At 42.4% G+C, this 19,754-nt stretch carries 22 protein-coding genes; 20 read left to right on the top strand and 2 right to left on the bottom strand.

The window, feature by feature from the left end; genetic code table 11:
• Positions 1–453 precede the first annotated feature (453 nt).
• On the bottom strand, positions 454–657 hold the full coding sequence (locus DFO72_RS26560) for a sigma factor G inhibitor Gin (protein WP_113885359.1): 204 nt from the start codon (positions 655–657) through the stop codon (positions 454–456).
• Between the two features lie 265 nt (positions 658–922).
• On the opposite strand from DFO72_RS26560, the gene DFO72_RS26555 reads away from it, so the two are divergent.
• The 10 genes from DFO72_RS26555 (at position 923) to rsmI (ending at position 8,160) form a co-directional block, all read left to right on the top strand.
• Positions 923–2,359, top strand: a complete 1,437-nt coding sequence (locus tag DFO72_RS26555) for an aminotransferase class I/II-fold pyridoxal phosphate-dependent enzyme (RefSeq protein ID WP_113885358.1) — start codon at positions 923–925, stop codon at positions 2,357–2,359.
• 20 nt (positions 2,360–2,379) lie between these two features.
• Entirely contained in the window at positions 2,380–3,006 is a 627-nt protein-coding gene (gene tmk / locus DFO72_RS26550) for a dTMP kinase (protein WP_113885357.1), read from the top strand.
• 167 nt (positions 3,007–3,173) lie between these two features.
• On the top strand, positions 3,174–3,503 hold the full coding sequence (locus tag DFO72_RS26545; protein WP_009336682.1) for a cyclic-di-AMP receptor: 330 nt from the start codon (positions 3,174–3,176) through the stop codon (positions 3,501–3,503).
• A gap of 42 nt (positions 3,504–3,545) precedes the next feature.
• The gene (locus DFO72_RS26540; protein ID WP_113885356.1) at positions 3,546–3,986 is read left to right on the top strand and encodes a YaaR family protein; all 441 of its coding nucleotides are present in this window, start codon (positions 3,546–3,548) and stop codon (positions 3,984–3,986) included.
• Between the two features lie 13 nt (positions 3,987–3,999).
• Positions 4,000–5,007, top strand: coding sequence for a DNA polymerase III subunit delta' (gene holB, locus DFO72_RS26535; RefSeq protein ID WP_113885355.1), 1,008 nt, complete (start codon positions 4,000–4,002; stop codon positions 5,005–5,007).
• Positions 5,000–5,827, top strand: coding sequence for a PSP1 domain-containing protein (locus DFO72_RS26530; RefSeq protein WP_009336679.1), 828 nt, complete (start codon positions 5,000–5,002; stop codon positions 5,825–5,827). The genes holB and DFO72_RS26530 overlap by 8 nt, the downstream gene beginning before the upstream one ends.
• Positions 5,828–5,839: 12 nt before the next feature.
• Positions 5,840–6,214 carry a DNA replication initiation control protein YabA gene (yabA, locus tag DFO72_RS26525; protein ID WP_113885354.1) on the top strand — a complete coding sequence of 125 codons (375 nt, stop codon included), beginning with the start codon at positions 5,840–5,842 and terminating at the stop codon, positions 6,212–6,214.
• Between the two features lie 75 nt (positions 6,215–6,289).
• Positions 6,290–7,030: a tRNA1(Val) (adenine(37)-N6)-methyltransferase gene (locus DFO72_RS26520; RefSeq protein ID WP_113885353.1), complete on the top strand. Its 741-nt coding sequence runs from the start codon at positions 6,290–6,292 to the stop codon at positions 7,028–7,030.
• Entirely contained in the window at positions 7,020–7,304 is a 285-nt protein-coding gene (locus DFO72_RS26515) for a GIY-YIG nuclease family protein (RefSeq protein ID WP_113885352.1), read from the top strand. The genes DFO72_RS26520 and DFO72_RS26515 overlap by 11 nt, the downstream gene beginning before the upstream one ends.
• Positions 7,282–8,160, top strand: a complete 879-nt coding sequence (gene rsmI, locus DFO72_RS26510; RefSeq protein WP_113885351.1) for a 16S rRNA (cytidine(1402)-2'-O)-methyltransferase — start codon at positions 7,282–7,284, stop codon at positions 8,158–8,160. The genes DFO72_RS26515 and rsmI overlap by 23 nt, the downstream gene beginning before the upstream one ends.
• Positions 8,161–8,199: 39 nt before the next feature.
• Here rsmI and DFO72_RS26505 read toward each other — a convergent pair whose 3' ends face one another.
• On the bottom strand, positions 8,200–8,484 hold the full coding sequence (locus DFO72_RS26505) for an AbrB/MazE/SpoVT family DNA-binding domain-containing protein (protein ID WP_009336674.1): 285 nt from the start codon (positions 8,482–8,484) through the stop codon (positions 8,200–8,202).
• A gap of 605 nt (positions 8,485–9,089) precedes the next feature.
• Between DFO72_RS26505 and metG the strand changes: the two genes are divergently transcribed.
• The 10 genes from metG (at position 9,090) to purR (ending at position 19,734) form a co-directional block, all read left to right on the top strand.
• Positions 9,090–11,054, top strand: a complete 1,965-nt coding sequence (gene metG, locus DFO72_RS26500; RefSeq protein ID WP_113885350.1) for a methionine--tRNA ligase — start codon at positions 9,090–9,092, stop codon at positions 11,052–11,054.
• 214 nt (positions 11,055–11,268) lie between these two features.
• On the top strand, positions 11,269–12,036 hold the full coding sequence (locus tag DFO72_RS26495) for a TatD family hydrolase (protein ID WP_113885349.1): 768 nt from the start codon (positions 11,269–11,271) through the stop codon (positions 12,034–12,036).
• A gap of 644 nt (positions 12,037–12,680) precedes the next feature.
• The gene (locus DFO72_RS26490) at positions 12,681–13,874 is read left to right on the top strand and encodes a G5 and 3D domain-containing protein (RefSeq protein WP_113885348.1); all 1,194 of its coding nucleotides are present in this window, start codon (positions 12,681–12,683) and stop codon (positions 13,872–13,874) included.
• 209 nt (positions 13,875–14,083) lie between these two features.
• The gene (rnmV, locus tag DFO72_RS26485) at positions 14,084–14,644 is read left to right on the top strand and encodes a ribonuclease M5 (protein WP_113885347.1); all 561 of its coding nucleotides are present in this window, start codon (positions 14,084–14,086) and stop codon (positions 14,642–14,644) included.
• Positions 14,637–15,515, top strand: coding sequence for a 16S rRNA (adenine(1518)-N(6)/adenine(1519)-N(6))-dimethyltransferase RsmA (gene rsmA, locus DFO72_RS26480; protein ID WP_113885346.1), 879 nt, complete (start codon positions 14,637–14,639; stop codon positions 15,513–15,515). Before rnmV ends, rsmA begins: the two co-directional genes overlap by 8 nt.
• 293 nt (positions 15,516–15,808) lie before the next feature.
• Positions 15,809–16,693 carry a sporulation peptidase YabG gene (yabG, locus tag DFO72_RS26475; RefSeq protein WP_113885345.1) on the top strand — a complete coding sequence of 295 codons (885 nt, stop codon included), beginning with the start codon at positions 15,809–15,811 and terminating at the stop codon, positions 16,691–16,693.
• Between the two features lie 316 nt (positions 16,694–17,009).
• Positions 17,010–17,273 (top strand): biofilm formation stimulator Veg, encoded by a 264-nt coding sequence (veg, locus tag DFO72_RS26470; RefSeq protein ID WP_009336667.1) that lies wholly within the window; start codon positions 17,010–17,012, stop codon positions 17,271–17,273.
• Positions 17,274–17,495: 222 nt separating this feature from the next.
• The gene (locus tag DFO72_RS26465; protein WP_134177297.1) at positions 17,496–17,669 is read left to right on the top strand and encodes a small, acid-soluble spore protein, alpha/beta type; all 174 of its coding nucleotides are present in this window, start codon (positions 17,496–17,498) and stop codon (positions 17,667–17,669) included.
• Positions 17,670–17,986: 317 nt separating this feature from the next.
• Complete coding sequence (gene ispE, locus DFO72_RS26460) at positions 17,987–18,856, top strand: 4-(cytidine 5'-diphospho)-2-C-methyl-D-erythritol kinase (protein ID WP_113885343.1); 870 nt, start codon at positions 17,987–17,989, stop codon at positions 18,854–18,856.
• Between the two features lie 59 nt (positions 18,857–18,915).
• Positions 18,916–19,734 carry a pur operon repressor gene (purR, locus tag DFO72_RS26455; protein ID WP_009336664.1) on the top strand — a complete coding sequence of 273 codons (819 nt, stop codon included), beginning with the start codon at positions 18,916–18,918 and terminating at the stop codon, positions 19,732–19,734.
• Positions 19,735–19,754: the final 20 nt, after the last annotated feature.

Here is a 19,754-nt window from a genome sequence, read left to right as displayed (position 1 = left end):
CATATGAAAGAGCACCTGATGGGTGCTCTTTTTTGTATGTTTGGATGATTTACCTGAATCCTAATATGTTATTCAGGCTTCCCCTTTTAAGGGAAAATATCTATATGTGTCACTCCGGCCTGCATATGCGTCACTTTTTCCATTTATGCTTCACCTCGGCCCACATATGCGCTGCTTTCACTCATATATGTCTCAGAATTGAGTTATATGCGCCACTCCTTATTCCGCCGTCTGTTTTAAAAGTTCAATCCGTTCTCAGCAAAGAGAAATTATGCTAAATGTGAGATAAACTCAAAAACCTGCGAGATAAAAGCAAAAACATGTTAGATAAACTGCCCGCCATGGTGGATATAACTCCAAATCTGTTAGATAACACTACCACTGCTATTGATTACTGACTCAGCAAACCCAACTCGCAAAAAAATAAAAAGCCCCTATTAAAGGGCTTGCATTTCAAGAAAATATCTCCGGCATGGTTATTTTCCGCAGTTTCTTTAAGTAATAATTATATTTTGGATTGCTTGTATCCGTGGTGATTAAATCTGTTTCACAATCTGTGCAGATAAAAGAAGTGTATAGATGTATTCCCCTGGTTTTTGCCTGCTCGCATATGACACATTCTTCCCCTGCATGCTTTTTTGCTAATAGCGAACCCAATCACTCCACCTCCATACACTTATTCTGCCCAGATCAATGGTATTGTATACAATTTTTCGAATATTCATTGGCGGGTTTTTTGAGGTTACTTGATTAATATTGTATGATGGAAATCTAATTTGGGTGTATGTCTATAAATGATTTCTTTCATAAATTTCCCTGATGCTTCAGGACTGGCACAGATATCGCCCTAATGCTTCTTTTATAGCAAGCACATACTTGTTTTGTTAAAATAGGAGAAGAATCTTAGGAAAGTGATGAAGATATGAATCACGAACAGACTCCATTATGGGACCAATTAAAAAAACATGCTTCTCATCAGCCGGTTTCATTTCATGTGCCAGGACACAAGAACGGTCAACTTGCAGGCGGTGAGGGAGCAGATTATTTTAAAGATATTTTAAAGCTCGATGCTACTGAGCTTAGCGGACTTGATGATTTGCATTCTCCTGAAGGAGTCATTTTGGAAGCGCAAAAACTGCTTGCCGATTTGTATAGGGTGCCAAAAAGCTTTTTCCTTGTTAACGGATCCACCTCAGGGAACCTCGCCATGGTCATGTCAGCCGCAAAGGAAAATGAGACTGTACTTGTCCAGAGGAATTGCCATAAGTCCATTCTTAATGGCATTACATTGGCTAAGGCTAAGCCCGTCTTTTTAGCGCCTGAGTTTAATGAAGAGTGGGGCGTTGCCGGGGGAGTAGCTTTAGAGACTGTTAAAGAGGCAATCAGACAATATCCGGAAGCAAAAGCACTAATCTTAACCTATCCCAATTATTACGGAATGGTGTTTAACCTTGAAAGCATTATTGAGTACGCTCATGATCATGGAGTTCCAGTATTGGTCGATGAAGCGCATGGGACACATTTGATCGGGGGAGATCATTTTCCCGCTTCGGCCGTTCAGCTTCAGGCAGATCTGATTGTACAATCAGCACATAAGACTTTGCCTGCTATGACGATGGGGGCTTATCTGCATTTTAATAGCCGTTTTATAAAGGAAGAGAGAGTGTCCAAATATCTGGGGATACTCCAATCAAGCAGCCCTTCCTATCCCATTATGGCATCTCTTGATTTGGCAAGAGCCTATTTAGCCTCATTTTCGGAACAAGATGAGGAATCGCTGCTTGAAAAGGCGGGGGATTTCCGTAAGAATCTAAGTAAAATAAAAGGAATTAAAGTACTGAATTTTGAACATAAAAACGGTGACCCTTTAAAAGTGACCATCCAGTCGGCAGCCGCTCTCAGCGGGTTTGAACTGCAGACTCTCCTGGAGAAGCACGGGATCTTTACGGAATTGGCAGATCCTTATAATGTCCTATTTGTATTGCCTCTTTTGAAAAACGATATGGATTATCCATTTGAACGGGTTATTCAATGCTTGGAAGAGGAGCTAAGAACATTTAGCCCGGCAGGCCGACATGAAAAAATCCCTTTTAGTAAAAGGCTTGTCTCTGGCCTTGCCCTGGAGCAAAAGGACCAAGACCGTTGTACCATTAAAACGGTGGCACTGGAAGAGGCGGTCGGCAAAGTGTGTGCACAGCAGGTGACTCCTTATCCGCCAGGCATTCCGCTCCTATTCCCAGGTGAAGTCATCGAAGGGGAAGACATAGCAAACATAAGATTTCAAATTAGGGCCGGAGCACGGTTTCAAAATGGGGAAAATATAAAAAAAGGCAGCATTAACGTTTTTCAGGATCTATAACAGCAGCTGGAGGAAATAAAATGAAAAAAGGTAAGTTTATTACGGTGGAAGGACCTGAGGGTGCCGGAAAAACAACGATTATAGATATGCTGGCAAGCTCTCTGGCAAAGGAAGGCTATCAGGTTCTTCAGACAAGAGAGCCTGGCGGAATTGAGATTGCAGAGCAGATCAGAAGTGTCATACTTGATAAAAATAATACAAAAATGGATCCAAGAACAGAGGCTCTGCTGTATGCGGCAGCCAGAAGGCAGCACCTGGCTGAAAAAGTAAAGCCAGCAATCGATAAGGGATATCTCATATTATGTGATCGATTTATTGATAGTTCTCTTGCATATCAGGGCTATGCAAGGGGCCTTGGCATTGATGAAGTTTACTCTATAAACAGCTTTGCGATTGAAGGCATGATGCCTGAACTGACGCTGTATTTTGATATTGAACCGGAGGCCGGGCTGGATCGAATCAATCAGCATATAGGACGGGAAGTGAACCGCCTGGACCTGGAAAAGCTCGACTTTCACCACAAAGTGCGGGAAGGCTATTTGAAGCTAATGGAGCTTTACCCGGAACGCATCTTTAAAATCGATGCTTCGAGGCCATTGGAGGAAGTGTATCAGCAGGCGGAGAGCAAGCTGAAAGAACTACTATAAAAATTCGCCTTAAAGATCATATTTCTTTAAGGCTTTTTTAATAAGCTTGCCAGTCAGTTTTCAAAATAATTTTTCCGGTATTCCCTTAATATCTGCTTGAAGATAAAATAATTGATATAATAAAAGTAAGATAAAACGGATTAAAAACTTGTAAAGGGGATGGGCTTATGAAATTAATTCTGGCAGTCATTCAAGATCAGGACAGCAATAAGCTAATGAATGCGTTGGTTGACAATAATTTTCGTGCGACAAAATTGGCCAGTACTGGCGGATTTTTGAAATCAGGCAATACAACGTTCATGATCGGGACAGAGGATATTCGTGTGGAGAGAGCCCTGCAGATTATTAAGGAAAATTGCAGAGCAAGAGACCAGCTGGTAGCACCTGTATCGCCAATGGGCGGAAATGCTGATTCTTATGTACCTTACCCTGTAGAAGTTGAAGTTGGCGGTGCGACGGTATTTGTCCTGCCAGTTGAACAATTCCATCATTTTTAATAAATTCAAAGGGACCTTAATGCCCTTTGCGGAGGATTAGGTATGAAAATTAATCAAGAACTTCGGCTCAAGATGGAAAATGTCCGCAATGAGCAGAAGCAGGCGGCTGGGAACGGCGTTAAATTTTCCGAAATGGTGCAAAGGCAGGACCAGAAAATGCAGGCTTCTCAGCTTCAGGGGCTGTTAAAGGATATCGATGCCGCTGGAGAACGGCTTGCCCGCTCCAGAACATTTAAGGATTTAGCCAAATTTAAAACGCTTGTAAAGCGGTTTGTGAAGGAAGCCGTTGACTTTGGGATGGAGCTGAAGCAATCGCACAGCTGGAACCAGCATGGACAGGGCCGGTCTCTGAAAGTGGTAGAAACGGTTGATGAAAAGCTATCAGAGCTGGCGGATGAACTAATGAAAAAAGAAGAATCATCTATCGATATACTGGGGAAAGTCGGCGAGATTAAAGGACTTTTAATAAATATATATATGTAAGTGAGTGATTATTGTGGGAAAAACGTGGGAACAGCTGGAAGCCATACAGCCAGTTGTATTAAAAATGTTTAAAAATAGCATAGAGAAGGATCGGCTGGCCCACGCCTACTTATTTGAAGGGATGAAGGGAACGGGAAAGCGGGAAGCAAGCATGCTTTTGGCGAAAAGCCGATTCTGTCTTAAACCGCTTGATGGGTATGTTCCATGTGAAACATGTTCAAACTGTAAGAGGATTAACAGCGGCAATCACCCTGATGTTCATATCCTCGAGCCGGACGGGCACTCTATCAAAAAAAGTCAGATTCAAAGCCTGCAGGAAGAGTTTTCAAAGACCGGGGTGGAATCAAAGCGCAAGCTTTATGTGATTGTGCATGCTGACAGAATGACTGTTAACGCTGCCAACAGTTTGCTTAAATTTCTGGAGGAACCCCATTCAGAGACGACCGCTGTGCTGATTACCGAGCAGTCGCAGCAGATGCTTCCTACTATTTTATCCCGCTGCCAGGCCATTTCATTTAAACCATTATCTCCTGCAGAAATGATTCAGCAATTAAAAAATAATGGAGTGGATCCTGCCCAGGCACCATTACTTGCACAAATTACCAATAATTTGAATGAGGCTTTGCAATATAGTTCTGATGATTGGTTTGTACAAGCACAAAAAATAGTGTTAAAATTATATGAAGTGGTGAAGAAGAATCCGCTTGAGGCGATGGTTGCCCTGCAGGAGGATTGGTTCTTGCACTTTAAAGAAAAAGAGCAGATTGATCGCGGCTTGGATCTATTACTTCTTATTTTTAAAGATTTACTATATATTCAGCTTGGGAAACAAGACCAGGTTGTCCATCTGAACGAACGAAATCGTTTAGAGCAGTTTGCACTGCAATCTTCTACAAAGCGTCTGACGGAACAGATGACGGCTGTTTTGGAAGCCAAAAGAAAATTACAGGCAAATATGAATCCGCAGCTGTTGATGGAACAGCTTGTGCTAAAATTGCAGGAGGGATCTTCCTTTGTATGATGTAGTAGGAGTGCGCTTTAAAAAAGCGGGCAAGATTTATTATTTTGATCCCGGAGATCTCTCAATACAAAAGGATGACTTTGTCATTGTCGAAACTGTCCGAGGCGTAGAATACGGAAAAGTGGTAATTGCCCCGAAGCAGGTCGATGAGCATGATGTTGTCCTTCCATTAAAAAAGGTTCTTCGTATTGCAGATCAAAAGGATCGCATGATTGTCGAGGAGAACAAGCAGGCTGCCAAAGAAGCATACGAGGTCTGCTGTGAAAAGGTCCATACACATCAGCTTGATATGAAGCTGGTCGATGTTGAATATACATTTGACCGAAATAAGGTCATTTTCTACTTTACGGCTGATGGCCGGGTTGATTTCCGCGAGCTTGTCAAAGACCTCGCAGCCATCTTCCGCACAAGGATAGAACTTCGCCAAATTGGTGTGAGGGATGAAGCAAAAATGCTGGGCGGAATTGGTCCATGTGGAAGAATGCTCTGCTGTTCCACCTTCCTTGGTGACTTTGATCCCGTATCCATCAAAATGGCAAAGGACCAGAATCTTTCGTTGAACCCAACGAAAATATCAGGTTTGTGCGGACGCTTAATGTGCTGCCTGAAGTATGAAAATGATGAGTACGAAGCAGCAAAAGAACAGCTTCCTGACCTTGGGGAATGGATTCAGACCCCTGATGGAGCTGGAAAAGTGGTAGGCTTGAATATATTGGAGCGTGTTCTGCAGGTTGATGTAAAAGAAGCGGAGCGCGTCCTCGAATATACACTGGATGAAATTTTAAAACAAGGTGCTGTATCAGTTCAGTCCACAGATTAAGAGGTGGAAGTCGTGGATAAAAAAGAAATCTTTGACTCAGTGAGTAATATGGAAACCCAAATTGGAGAGTTATATCAGCAGCTTGGTGAGTTAAAGCAGCATTTGGCAGAAATACTTGAAGAGAATAACTCTTTAAAGCTGGAAAATGAACATTTAAGACGTCATTTAGACATATCTGCAGAAAAGGAAAGTACATCGGTGAAAAAAGGCAAGTCAGAGCAGTCTGCCGATGCGGCTGATGATGATAAGGTAATTGATATTGGAGAAGGCTATGATAACCTTGCCCGCCTTTATCAGGAAGGCTTTCACATTTGCAATCTCCATTTCGGCAGCCCTCGAAAAGAGGGAGACTGTCTGTTTTGCTTGTCTTTCCTGAATAAGAAGTAAATTTTAGCCTTCCTGATGATAGGAAGGCTATTTTTCCATAGAAGCAAAGAATCAGAGAAGCATGGAGGATCAAGAATGGATTTTTTAAAAGAAGGGGAACGGCTTGACTATTTGCTGGCTGAAGATATGAGAATTATTCAAAGTCCGGCCGTTTTTTCTTTTTCACTGGATGCTGTCCTGCTGGCCCGGTTTGTATATGTACCAATTCAAAAAGGCAATCTCATTGATTTGTGCAGCGGAAATGGCGTGATTCCGCTTTTTTTAAGCACACGAACAAAGGGAGTCATTACAGGTGTCGAGATTCAGGAGCGTTTGCATGATATGGCGGTTAGAAGCATTGAATACAATAAGCTTCAAGACCGGATTAAGATGATTCACGGGGATATTAAAGAAATCCATCAGGTTTTAGGATATGGAAAATTTGATGTTGTGACCTGCAACCCGCCTTATTTCCCTACTCCTTCCCGGGAGGAAATCAATGAGAATGAACATTTGGCGATAGCCCGCCATGAAATCCTATGTACACTGGAGGATGCGATTAAAGCTTCAAGCGGGCTTGCGAGACAGGGCGGAAAGGTAGCATTTGTGCACAGGCCGGGAAGGTTCCTGGATATTGTCACGCTCATGCGCAAGTATAAGCTTGAGCCAAAAAGGGTGCAATTCGTCTATCCGAAGGCTGGAAAAGAAGCGAACACTCTGCTTATTGAGGCAGTAAAAAATGGCAATCCGGACCTGAAAATTCTGCCTCCTTTATTTGTATATAATGAAGAAAATGAATACACACCTGAAATGAGAGAGATTTTATATGGAGAATAGCCATTATTTTTATGTTCTCCATTGCCGTGATGGCAGCTTATATGCAGGCTACACTAATGATCTTGAAAGACGGGTGAAGGCCCATAATGAAGGAAAAGGGGCCAAGTATACAAGGGGCAGGGGACCGGTGGAGCTGGTCTTCTCCCGCTCTTTTTTGGAAAAAGGCGAAGCGATGAGAGCAGAATATGAATTTAAGCAATGGTCCAGGAAAAAGAAGGATGAGTTTTTAATGAAAGAGACGGGTGGTACATATGTGGCAGCAAAAAAGCTTTGAACATGAAGAAACAAAAGGAATTCTATATTTAGTCCCGACTCCGATCGGCAATCTGGAAGACATGAGCTTCCGAGCAGTAAGAATCCTGAAAGAAGCTGACTATATCGCAGCGGAGGATACACGCAATACGAAGAAGCTCTGCAATCATTTTGAAATCGCCACACCCATCATCAGCTATCATGAACATAATAAGGAGGCAAGCGGACAGAAGCTGCTTGAGAAAGTGGCCAATGGCGCAAAGATTGCCCTTGTCAGTGATGCAGGAATGCCTGCAATTTCAGACCCGGGCTTTGATCTTGTAGTGGCGGCTGCTGAAGAAAAGCTGACAGTGGTCCCGCTTCCTGGTGCGAATGCTGCCCTGACCGGACTGATTGCTTCCGGCATTGATACTCAGCCTTTTTATTTCTACGGATTCCTGAACAGACAGAAAAAACATAAGAAACAGGAGCTGGAGAATCTCTCAAAACTTTCGGCAACCATCATCTTATATGAAGCTCCCCACCGTCTGAAGGAAACTCTCTCGCTGATGTCGGATATTATGGGAAACAGGAATATCGCGTTATGCCGCGAACTGACGAAGAAATATGAAGAGTTTATCCGGGGAACTGTAGCAGAAGCAATGGAATGGGCTTCGAACGGCGAGGTAAGAGGAGAATTTGTGATTATTATTGAAGGAACTTCCGAGGCTGTTCAGGATGAAGAAACTGACTGGTGGGAGGATCTCCCGGTTGAAGATCATGTTAGACATTATATAGAAGAAACTGGACTCTCGAGCAAAGAAGCCATTAAGCAAACGGCAAAAGACCGGGGATTAAATAAGCGGGATGTTTACCATGCTTATCATATTGAGGAATAAAAAAAGCTTCTCACATGCGTGAGAAGCTTTTCTTCATTCTTATTTTGCTAATTCAAAAGTGTTTTGAATTTCTTTTAACAGCTGTTCTGCACCGTCACGGCTTAGAATTAACTTGCCGTTAGCTAAAGAGATATTTTCATCAGATACTTCCCCAGTAACCTGACAAGTCATGTTTGGCTTGTACTTTTTAAGGATGATTCTTTCGTCATCTACGTAGATTTCCAAAGCGTCCTTTTCGGCAATTCCAAGTGTACGTCTTAATTCGATAGGGATAACTACACGGCCAAGCTCATCAACCTTACGAACAATACCTGTGGATTTCATAATAAAAGTCTCCTCTCAAATCTCCAATAATATTTTTCTCTATCTATGTTGTTTCGTCATTATTCGACAAAATCTTTATTACATTTATAATACCAGCCATTCCCATATACGTCAATTACTTTATTTTCAATTCAAATAGAAAATTTTGGGATGTCAATTGAAGTGTTGATATAACAACGTTTTTATAAAAATAAAGAAAGTTTAATATAGAAAGGGGAAAGACTCACTCAAAAAGTAGTAATATGACTCATTTCGACATTTCGACAAAATTCTACAATGATTATACTTTTGCAATAATAATATTCGAAAGTTAGTTTCCTTTTTTAGGGATAGAAAATAAAAAAATTTAATTTAGAAGAATCCTGCCATCCCTTTCTGTTGCACAATTTCAAGTTTTTAGGTATATTTTGATGGTATAAGAGGTTATGCTGACGAATATAACTTCTTGTGAAATATCGATATAGCAGGCCCAATAACGGCACGATTTTCTGATTAATACTCTCGTCCAAATTGGGCGGGATTTTTTAGTATCCATTATGAGTAAGCCAAAAGCATAGCTGCATATATGCATCCCATGCTTTCTTAAAAATGAGGGAGGGAATCTTGTGGAGGACAAATTAAAGACGTTTTATTTAACCACTCCAATTTATTATCCTAGCGGAAATTTACATATAGGGCATGCCTATACAACTGTTGCCGGTGATGCAATGGCGCGCTACAAGCGTATGCGCGGCTTTGACGTTATGTACCTGACGGGAACGGATGAACATGGACAGAAGATACAGGAGAAAGCAGAAGAAAAAGGAGTAACACCGCAGCAGTACGTAGATGAAATTGTTGCCGGTATCCAGGATCTTTGGAAGAAGCTTGATATTTCCTATGATGACTTTATCCGTACTACTCAAGACAGACATAAGCAGATCGTAGAAAAAATCTTTGCTCAGCTTGTGGAACAGGGCGATATTTATCTTGGTGAATATGAGGGCTGGTATTGTACGCCATGTGAGTCTTATTACACAGAACGACAGCTTGTGGATGGAAACTGCCCTGACTGCGGACGTCCAGTTCATAAAGTAAAAGAAGAATCCTATTTTTTTAAGGTAAGCAAGTACGCTGACAGGCTGCTGCAGTATTATGAAGAAAACCCATCTTTCATACAGCCTGAATCCCGCAAGAATGAAATGATCAATAACTTCATTAAACCAGGCCTCGAGGATTTGGCGGTATCCAGGACCACTTTTGACTGGGGAGTGAAAGTGCCGAGCAATCCTAAGCATGTTGTTTATGTATGGATCGACGCACTATCAAATTACATCACAGCGCTTGGCTATGGAACCGATGATGATTCCAAGTATCTGAACTATTGGCCTGCTGATGTACACTTGGTTGGGAAGGAAATTGTGCGCTTCCATACGATTTACTGGCCAATCATGCTTATGGCATTGGATCTGCCTCTTCCTAAAAAGGTGTTTGCTCATGGCTGGCTTTTGATGAAGGACGGCAAAATGTCCAAATCAAAAGGAAATGTAGTGGATCCTGTTACCCTTATCGACCGTTATGGTCTGGATGCACTTCGCTATTACCTGCTTCGCGAAGTGCCATTCGGCGCAGACGGAGTGTTTACGCCAGAAGGTTTTGTGGAAAGAATCAACTTTGATCTTGCCAATGATTTAGGAAACCTTTTAAACCGGACGATTGCGATGGTTAATAAATATTTTGACGGTGTCATTCCGGCATATAAAGATTCAGACGGAGAGTTTGACCAGCAGCTGCTGCAAATGAACCGTGAGACGGTTTCCAAGTATGAGGAAGCAATGGAAAAAATGGAATTCTCTGTTGCCCTTTCGGCAGTCTGGCAGCTTGTCAGCAGAACGAATAAATATATAGATGAAACGCAGCCTTGGGCACTTGCCAAAGAGGAAGAGAAAAGGGAAGATCTTGCGAGTGTGATGGCCCATCTGGCGGAATCCCTGCGCAGAATCGCGGTACTTCTGCAGCCATTCCTGACACGTACGCCGAAAGAAGTCTTCTCACAGCTGAATGTAAACGAAGAAGTATTAACATCTTGGGAAAGCCTTGAAACATTCGGTCTTATTCCTGAAGGCACAAAGGTATTAAAGGGAGAACCGATCTTTCCTCGCCTGGATATTAATGAAGAAGTCGAGTTCATTAAAACTAAAATGCAGGGATCTGCTCCTAAAGAAGAAGCAAAGCCGGAAGCAAAAGCAGAGGAAAAGCCGGATAGTGAGGAAATCACAATCGATGACTTTATGAAGGTCGATTTAAGAGTGGCTCAGGTCATTCAGGCTGAACCGGTCAAAAAAGCTGATAAGCTCTTAAAATTACAGCTGGATCTTGGCTATGAAAAACGCCAGGTCGTTTCCGGGATTGCCAAATTCTATAAGCCGGAAGACCTGGTCGGCAGAAAAGTCATCTGCGTAACCAACTTGAAGCCTGTTAAACTTCGCGGCGAGCTTTCAGAAGGAATGATTTTAGCAGGAGGAAAAGACGGAGAACTTTCACTTGCCACTATCGCTGAATCTCTTCCATTGGGTGCAAGGGTAAAATAATATTATTGATTTCTCCTGTTAAACATAAAAACATAGAAGTGTTAAGCGTATACCGTGGGCATTTCTATGTTTTTTATTTTTGGAAAAAAATATTCTTAGAAAGTAATTTCTGGTGATTTTATTAAATTTGAACCATTCTGCTAACACATTATTTTTGTTACATTGCTGACATAATAGTAATAGAAAAATAATATGAAGAAAAAGGAGTTTTTTGATGTTTTTCGACACACACGCACACCTTAATGCCGAACAATATAACGAAGATTTACAAGAGGTGATTGACCGGGCTCTGAATGAAGGAATTTCCAACATCGTGGTCGTTGGGTTTGACCGTCCAACGATTGAGAAAGCAATGGAGCTGACTGAGAAATACGATTTCATCTACGCAAGTGTAGGATGGCATCCGGTTGATGCCATCGATATGACAGAGGATGATCTTCAGTGGATTGAAGAGCTTTCCAGCCATCCAAAAGTGGTTGCACTGGGAGAAATGGGCCTGGATTATTATTGGGACAAGTCACCAAAGGATATTCAGCAGGAAGTCTTCCGAAAGCAGATCCGTCTGGCGAAAAAAGTTAAGCTTCCCATCGTTATCCATAACCGTGATGCAACAGCCGATATAGTCGAAATCCTTAAGGAAGAAGGAGCGGGGGAAGTAGGCGGCATCATGCATTGCTTTAGCGGCAGCGCTGAAATTGCCAAAGAGTGTGTGGATATGAACTTTTTTATTTCACTTGGAGGTCCGGTGACATTCAAGAATGCAAAAAAGCCAAAAGAAGTAGCCGATGTTATTCCGCTTGAAAAGCTATTAATTGAAACAGACTGTCCCTATCTTACCCCTCATCCATTCAGAGGAAAACGGAATGAACCTAGTTATGTCAAGCTAGTTGCAGAGCAGATTGCAGAAATAAAAGGACTTTCGGTAGAAGAAGTTGCACAAGCAACCACAGAAAATGCAAAAAAATTATTCGGCATAAACTGATATCTTTTTTTGTCGAAACCTGTGGGAGCTTGTCCAAATTTTTTCTGATTCTAAAAAGTTCTACATGTCTCCTTCTTCTCATAGGATAACCATGTCGATAAGTCTCTCTTTCCTTTCTCCTGTTTTTTTTGCATAATAGGAAATACGTTTACGAGAGGGCTTGCCATTTACTAGAAAAGCGGAAGCTGGACAGTTAGATAAAGGAGCTGTTCTAGCACTCCTGCCGATCGAGCGGAGGGCGTTTTCTGCTAGTTGAGGAGCGTGACAGAAAGAGAACCGGTTTGAGGACTCCCCGGATCGCTCCCGATTGCTGAACGCCTGGTCGGCAGAAAATAAGGGATTACCCAAAAGGAAAAAATCCCTAAATCAAAAAAAGAAGGATTTTTCAGATGAGTGTGGAAAAGTATAAATCCAAGGCAAGCATCATCGAAAACGGGGCATTTGCAAGAAGGCATGCATAGAGAGGAGCTGTCTTTCATACATAGAGATAGAGTGCAGTTCTATGGATTCAGGCAATCATAGCCCGATGCCTGCATTCAGCCAGCCTTTCGGAAGCTGGAAAATTGAAAGAGTTGACAGTCGGCAAGATACTCTATATAATCACTCCGAGAGAAAAGGAGGCGTTTTTCATCGTAATTCAAAACATGAAAAACCTGTTATCCAAGTCTTTGAGTAAAAAGAAATTGGCCATTTTTTCTGCTAGTTTAGTAGTCTTTGCTGCTGCCTGCGGTTTCATTGCATATGAAGCGACAAAGAAAACAGTAGCACTGACGATAGAAGGCCAAGAGAAAGTCATCAAAACGCATGCATCAACGATTCAAGATATATTCGATGATCTAGATATTTCACTTCGCTCAGAAGATTATGTGTTTCCCTCGGTAAACACAGAGGTTAAGGACAATACAGAAATTGTCTATGAACCGGCTAAACAGGTGAACGTTGTAACCGATAACGAGAAGAAAACGATTTGGACGGCTGCAAAGACGGTCGGGGACGTATTAAAAGAACAGAATATTACTCTGACTGAACATGATAAGGTTCAGCCAAAGCCAGAGGATAAAATTAAAAGCAACCTTGAAATTCAAGTAGAGAAAGCATTCGCTTTAACGCTTAATAATGGCGGTAAAGAGAAGCAGGTTTGGTCAACTTCGACTACGGTCGCTGACTTTTTATCACAGCAGGGAATCAAGATCAATGATTTAGACCGTGTTGAACCAAAGTTGGAAGAGACAGTCAAAGCCAATGACATCATAAAAGTCATTCGAGTTGAAAAAGTCACCGATGTAGTGGAAGAACCAATTAATTTCGCAGTTGTGACAAAGAAAGATAATAGCTTGGCTAAAGGCTCTGAAAAGGTGATGAATGCTGGAAAAGAAGGCATTAAGGCGAAAGAATTTGAAGTCGTCCTGGAGAATGGCAAGGAAGTTTCCAGAAAGCTGATCAGTGAAAAGCAAGTGAAAGAAAAGCAGGATAAAGTCGTTGCTGTCGGAACAAAGGTAGCTGCAGCAACACAGGTCGTTTCCCGCGGAACAAGCAGCAAGGCAAGCGGAAAAGAAATATATGTATCGTCAACAGCCTATACGGCCAATTGCAGCGGATGCTCAGGCAAAACTGCTACTGGCTTGGATCTGCGTGCCAATCCGGGTGCTAAGGTCATAGCTGTTGATCCAAGTGTTATTCCCCTTGGAACAAAGGTCTATGTTGAAGGCTATGGCTATGCTGTTGCAGCAGATACAGGCGGCGCGATCCGTGGAAACAAAATCGATGTATTCTTCTCCTCCAAATCAGAAGCTTACAAGTGGGGAAGAAAAACCGTAAAGATTAAAATACTGAACTAATTTTTGTGATGCAGGGGCTTCCCCTGCATTTTTTATTTCATTGCAGAGAAGGTTAATAATTAACATTTTTCATTTCTCAGCTGCATCATATATAATAAGAACTATTCTTTATTACTATATTCTTCTTACATCTATTTAGACGAATTACATTACAGAAATGTTTCAAGTTTTTTTCAATTTTTTTATATTTTATTTTTTCTGGAGGAAGTATGAAAATCAAAGAAATTATTGTTGTAGAAGGCAAGGATGATACAGCGGCGATCAAAAGAGCCCTGGATGCCGATACAATTGAAACCAATGGATCTGCCATTAATCAGGAAACCATTGAAAAAATAAAGCTTGCCCAGAAGACCAGAGGGGTAATCGTATTCACAGACCCGGACTTTCCCGGCCAAAAAATCCGGAATACGATCACCAATGATGTACCCGGATGCAAGCATGCCTTTATAGAAAAAGCGGATGCTCTTCATAAGCATGGCAGAGGAGTGGGAGTTGAGCATGCATCGCCTGAAATGATCCGTCAGGCATTACAGGACGCACAGGTTATGCAGGAAACCTATGAAGAAACCATTACCCAGGAAGATCTGGTAACCGCAGGCCTGATTGGCGGAGAAGGCGCCAAGGAAAGAAGAGAAAAGCTTGGCAGACTTCTCAAAATCGGCTACACAAACGGCAAGCAGCTTCATAAGCGCTTAATGATGTTTCAGATCAGCCAGAAAGACTTTGCTGAGGCAATCGAAGCTATTCGCAAGGAGGAACAAAATGCATAAAGATATTGCAACACCAGCCAGAACACGGGCGATTTTGGATAAGTACGGATTTTCTTTTAAGAAAAGCCTGGGACAGAACTTTTTGATCGATACAAATATTCTAAGGAGAATTGTCGATCATGCGGATTTATCGGAAGAGTCGGGCGCCATTGAAATAGGCCCTGGAATTGGCGCATTGACTGAACAGCTGGCCCGGAGAAGCAAAAAGGTACTTGCTTTTGAAATTGACCAGCGGCTGCTTCCTATTTTAGAGGAAACTTTATCGCCATATCCCCATGTATCCATCATCAATGAAGATGTATTAAAGGCAGATGTTAAGACAGCGATTGAACAGGAATTTGAAGGCGTTGACGATATTATGGTTGTCGCCAACCTTCCGTATTATGTTACAACGCCGATTATCATGAAACTGCTCGAGGACAAGCTTCCGATCAGAGGAATCGTCTGTATGCTCCAGAAAGAGGTAGCAGACAGAATATCAGCCCGTCCTGGAACGAAAGAGTACGGCTCACTCTCCATTGCTGTCCAGTACTATACAGAGGCTGAAACGGCCATGATCGTGCCGAAGACGGTCTTTGTTCCGCAGCCGAATGTGGATTCAGCCGTCATTAAACTGACAAAGCGTAAAGAGCCTGCAGTGGCGGTGAAAAGTGAATCTTTCTTTTTCCAGGTGACAAAAGCAAGCTTTGCACAAAGGCGCAAGACTCTGCTGAATAATTTAACAAGCCAGCTTCCTGAAGGAAAACAAAAGAAGGAACAGATTCTCTCCGCTCTCGAACAAGCCAATGTCGAGCCGGGCAGAAGAGGGGAAACTCTATCCATCGAAGAATTTGCCCGCTTGAGCGATGCCCTGCTGCCGCATTTTTCATAAAAAATGAAGCCCTGCTGAAAACAGCGGGCTTTTTTTCTGCCTCAAATTTTGAACGTAAATAACTGACTAGCACCACAAACGCCCGTCAGCTTCTTCATCACACGAATAAAAGCATAGCTTTTAGGAGGAGCTTCTGCCCCCTCGAGGAGTCAGTGGCGGGCAAGGCTTTTCCGCTTTTCTAATTCTACGCACATGTTTATAGACGAATGCATAATTTATGACATAAATATTAAATCACAAACAAGAGACCAGAAGCAGCCCGCGTATACCCTCGGGCAATTGGAGTGACGACATTGACTATAAATACGATGGATATCGTCGGAAGAATTTCGTATCACTGTGATATTTTATTCCGCGTGATTGATATTAAAGAACAGGGCGGCAAAAAAGTGGCCATATTATTCGGAGAGGATATCCGTCTCGTTGCGGATGCTCCCTGTGAGGATTTAATCGTCATTAACCAGGCGCAGCGGATAAAGCTTGAGCAGGAGTATAGGTCGCTTGAGGAACAGTCTTTCCAGCTGTTCCGGCAGGACCTGGCTCTTTTGAGAGAGAAGCAGGAGTATGAGGTGACTGACGGCTACAGCAAGACGCTTAATTATTTTCAGATACCAGGCAGGGTGCTTCATCTGGATGGTGATCCCTCTTATTTAAAGAAATGCTTAAATGTCTATGAAAAAATAGGCATACCCGTAACTGGAATTCATTGCAATGAAAAGGAAATGCCGATGAAAATCGGACAGCTCATCGACCATTACAGGCCTGATATCCTGGTTGTAACAGGTCATGATGCCTATTCAAAGGCAAAGGGAAAGAAATCGGATATCAATGCTTACAGGCACTCCAGGGAATTTGTACAGACGGTGAGGGAAGCGCGAAAAAAAATACCGCACCTTGATCAGCTTGTCATATTTGCCGGAGCATGTCAGTCCCATTTCGAATCGCTGATCCATGCTGGCGCAAACTTTGCCAGTTCTCCTTCCAGGGTGAATATCCATGCCCTTGACCCTGTATACATTGTTGCGAAAGTCAGCCTTACTCCATTTATGGAAAGAATCAATTTATGGGATATCTTAAGAAATACATTAACAGGTGAAAAGGGACTTGGAGGAATTGAAACCAGGGGAGTCCTAAGAACGGGAATGCCTTACAATGACGATGATTTAAACGAATCCTAACCAGCAGGCCGTTTGCGTATTATAGCGGCTTGTTTTTTTATGCTTTCTCCCAAAAAATTAGATTTGTTAAGCATTTTTCGAGGAATTTCGCAGGTGAAGTTTGACTATTTCCCAGGTAATGTAGTGCAGTCTGGTAAGGCTTTCAAAAAACTATACATAATCCTTGCCATTTAAGGAAATCCTAAAATTGTTGAAAATTAGAAGAAAAAGTAGAAAAAAACATATTGACATTTATTTTTAAACACTGTTATAATTTATATTTTTGTTTGACAGTATTGTGTCAGTGTGATATACTTAACATAGTGAGGTGGACCGAATGGCAAAAACATTATCAGATATTAAAAAAGCTCTTGATTCAAATCTTGGGAAGAGGCTCCTGCTAAAAGCAAATGGCGGGCGCAGAAAGACCATTGAACGCTCAGGGGTTCTGGCAGAAACGTATCCTTCAGTATTTGTGATTGAGTTAGATCAGGATGAAAATGCATTTGAACGGGTATCTTACAGCTATGCAGATGTTTTAACAGAAACGGTTCAAATTACATTCTATGAAGACACATCAGGACAAGTTGCTTTAAGCTAATATATATGACAGGGCGGTGAACAAATTGTTTACTGCTTTTTGTTTGCCTTTTTTAGAGCTGTCCAGCGCAAGCAGTCTACCCCTCGAGGTGTCGGGGTGCGCGCCATAGAAGGGCCTCCTTAGATACCAACGGTTGTTCCTGAGACGCTTGTGATTTTCTTAATGAATAAAGGGCCTTTTTCACATACTATACATACCGCAGTGCGAAAGGGGATGTTAATGTTGGGCAGAAGACGGGGCGTTATGTCAGATGGTTTAAAAGAAGAGATTGCGAAAGAGCTTGGCTTTTATGATGTGGTCCAAAAGGAAGGCTGGGGCGGCATCCGGGCCAAAGATGCCGGCAATATGGTTAAGCGGGCTATCGAAATCGCGCAGCAGAACCTTCCTAACAAATAGCATTCGCACAGATTATGTTTAAGCATTAATATGCACTGCGTCAGCCGAAGCCTATGCTTCGGCTTTTCCTTTTATCGAATAGTGTTAACCCTTATATTCCAAGCCATTGCGCTTTTCTGTCTAATTTGTGGTAAAATAGGACAAAAAATGGAGACGCTCTAGAAGAAAAGCACAATACTGCCGCTTATTGCCGGCTAAAAAAAAGTCAATACTGAATGAGGTATGGCTTTCCCTGCAGAATGAGCCGGCTGGCCAAAGTGCTCCGCTTGTGGAGCTGGACAGGAGTCCGATTTATAGGAAAGAAGTAGGTGGAAATGTTGAAGGTCATGGTTAAGGCGCCTGCTAAGATCAATTTGTCATTAGATGTTTTACATAAACGGGAAGATGGCTATCATGAAGTGGAAATGATAATGACAACGATTGATTTGGCAGACCGCCTGGAATTAACACTTTTAGATAAAGATGAGATAAAGATTGTCTCTCATAACCGTTTTGTTCCGGATGATCAGAGGAATTTGGCATATCAGGCTGCACACCTTCTTAAGGAACGGTTTCAAGTGAAAAAAGGTGTGTCCATTACAATAGAAAAGGCAATACCGGTTGCTGCGGGACTTGCTGGGGGCAGCAGTGATGCAGCGGCAGCTCTAAGAGGCCTTAACAAGCTGTGGGATTTGGGGCTTTCATTGGATGAGCTTGCCGAAATCGGGACGGAAATCGGTTCTGATGTTTCTTTTTGTGTTTACGGCGGAACAGCTTTAGCTAGAGGAAGAGGGGAAAAGATTCAGCAGCTTCCTGCTCCTCCTACCTGCTGGGTCATACTGGCTAAGCCGTTCATCGGCGTATCGACTGCTGATGTTTATAGAAGACTGGATGTAGATCAGGTACAGCATCCGAATACTGCAGGAATGGTCGAAGCGATAAATGCGGGCAGCTATGATCATGTCTGCCGGAACATGGGGAATGTTCTGGAGGATGTAACACTAAATATGCATCCCGAGGTGCTGCAGATAAAAGACCAGATGAAACGATTTGGTGCGGATGCTGTTCTGATGAGCGGCAGCGGACCGACCGTGTTTGGACTTGTGCATCATGATTCAAGAATGCATCGGATTTATAATGGCCTTAGAGGGTTTTGCGATCAGGTTTTTGCGGTCAGAATGCTCGGAGATAGACATAAGCTTGATTAAATCCGTATATTAATGGTATATTATCGTTAAAATATTCGGATTTAAATGGGGGTTCCACAATGAAATTTCGCAGAAGCGAACGGTTGATAGATATGACCAATTATTTATTGAACCATCCGCGTCAGCTGGTATCCTTAACTTTCTTTTCAGAAAGGTATGGTTCTGCCAAGTCTTCGATCAGTGAAGATCTCACCATCATTAAAGAAACATTTGAGCAAAGAGGAATAGGCACGCTGCAAACTGTTTCCGGAGCAGCAGGAGGCGTAAAGTTTCATGTTAAAGTAACAGATGATGAAGCCCGGCCATTTGTAGATGAGCTCTGCAGCTTAATTGCCAGTCCGGAAAGGCTTCTTCCCGGCGGCTATCTTTATATGACTGACATCCTTGGAGATCCATTAATTGTACAGCGTGCAGGAAGGCTTTTTGCCTCAGCCTTTGCAGATAAGCCCGTTGATGTAGTCATGACGGTAGCTACAAAAGGAATTCCGCTTGCTTATGCTGCCGCCAACTATCTCAATGTGCCGGTGGTCATCGTCAGACGGGACAGCAAGGTGACAGAAGGATCCACGGTAAGCATTAACTATGTGTCAGGTTCTGCGAAAAGGATTCAGACCATGGTTCTTTCAAAAAGAAGCCTGGCAGAAGGATCCAATGTCTTAATCATTGACGATTTTATGAAAGCTGGCGGAACGGTTAATGGAATGGTCAGCATGCTGGAAGAATTCAAAGCAAACCTAGCGGGCATTGCTGTCCTGGTCGAGGCGGAAAAAGCAGAAGAACGGCTGGTTGATGAGTACCTTTCTCTAGTGCGTTTATCTGATGTTGATGTGAGGGAAAAGAAAATCAATGTAAGTGAAGGCAACTATTTTAAAAAATAATCATATTTTTTAGGGGGAGA

Origin of the sequence: Cytobacillus oceanisediminis (assembly GCF_004366035.1) — a bacterium.
Taxonomy (GTDB): domain Bacteria; phylum Bacillota; class Bacilli; order Bacillales; family Cytobacillaceae; genus Cytobacillus; species Cytobacillus oceanisediminis_C.
This window is presented reverse-complemented; position numbering and strand designations above follow the sequence as displayed.

Bases quoted from the DNA above. Each gene is read 5' to 3' on its own strand.
- DFO72_RS26545 (WP_009336682.1), top strand. From the start codon at position 3,174: ATGAAATTAATTCTGGCAGTCATTCAAGATCAGGACAGCAATAAGCTA.
- rnmV (WP_113885347.1), top strand. From the start codon at position 14,084: ATGAAAATCAAAGAAATTATTGTTGTAGAAGGCAAGGATGATACAGCG.
- DFO72_RS26555 (WP_113885358.1), top strand. From the start codon at position 923: ATGAATCACGAACAGACTCCATTATGGGACCAATTAAAAAAACATGCT.
- DFO72_RS26505 (WP_009336674.1), bottom strand. From the start codon at position 8,484: ATGAAATCCACAGGTATTGTTCGTAAGGTTGATGAGCTTGGCCGTGTA.
- DFO72_RS26540 (WP_113885356.1), top strand. From the start codon at position 3,546: ATGAAAATTAATCAAGAACTTCGGCTCAAGATGGAAAATGTCCGCAAT.
- DFO72_RS26495 (WP_113885349.1), top strand. From the start codon at position 11,269: ATGTTTTTCGACACACACGCACACCTTAATGCCGAACAATATAACGAA.
- veg (WP_009336667.1), top strand. From the start codon at position 17,010: ATGGCAAAAACATTATCAGATATTAAAAAAGCTCTTGATTCAAATCTT.
- rsmA (WP_113885346.1), top strand. From the start codon at position 14,637: ATGCATAAAGATATTGCAACACCAGCCAGAACACGGGCGATTTTGGAT.
- DFO72_RS26520 (WP_113885353.1), top strand. From the start codon at position 6,290: ATGGATTTTTTAAAAGAAGGGGAACGGCTTGACTATTTGCTGGCTGAA.
- tmk (WP_113885357.1), top strand. From the start codon at position 2,380: ATGAAAAAAGGTAAGTTTATTACGGTGGAAGGACCTGAGGGTGCCGGA.
- DFO72_RS26515 (WP_113885352.1), top strand. From the start codon at position 7,020: ATGGAGAATAGCCATTATTTTTATGTTCTCCATTGCCGTGATGGCAGC.
- rsmI (WP_113885351.1), top strand. From the start codon at position 7,282: ATGTGGCAGCAAAAAAGCTTTGAACATGAAGAAACAAAAGGAATTCTA.
- DFO72_RS26490 (WP_113885348.1), top strand. From the start codon at position 12,681: ATGAAAAACCTGTTATCCAAGTCTTTGAGTAAAAAGAAATTGGCCATT.
- purR (WP_009336664.1), top strand. From the start codon at position 18,916: ATGAAATTTCGCAGAAGCGAACGGTTGATAGATATGACCAATTATTTA.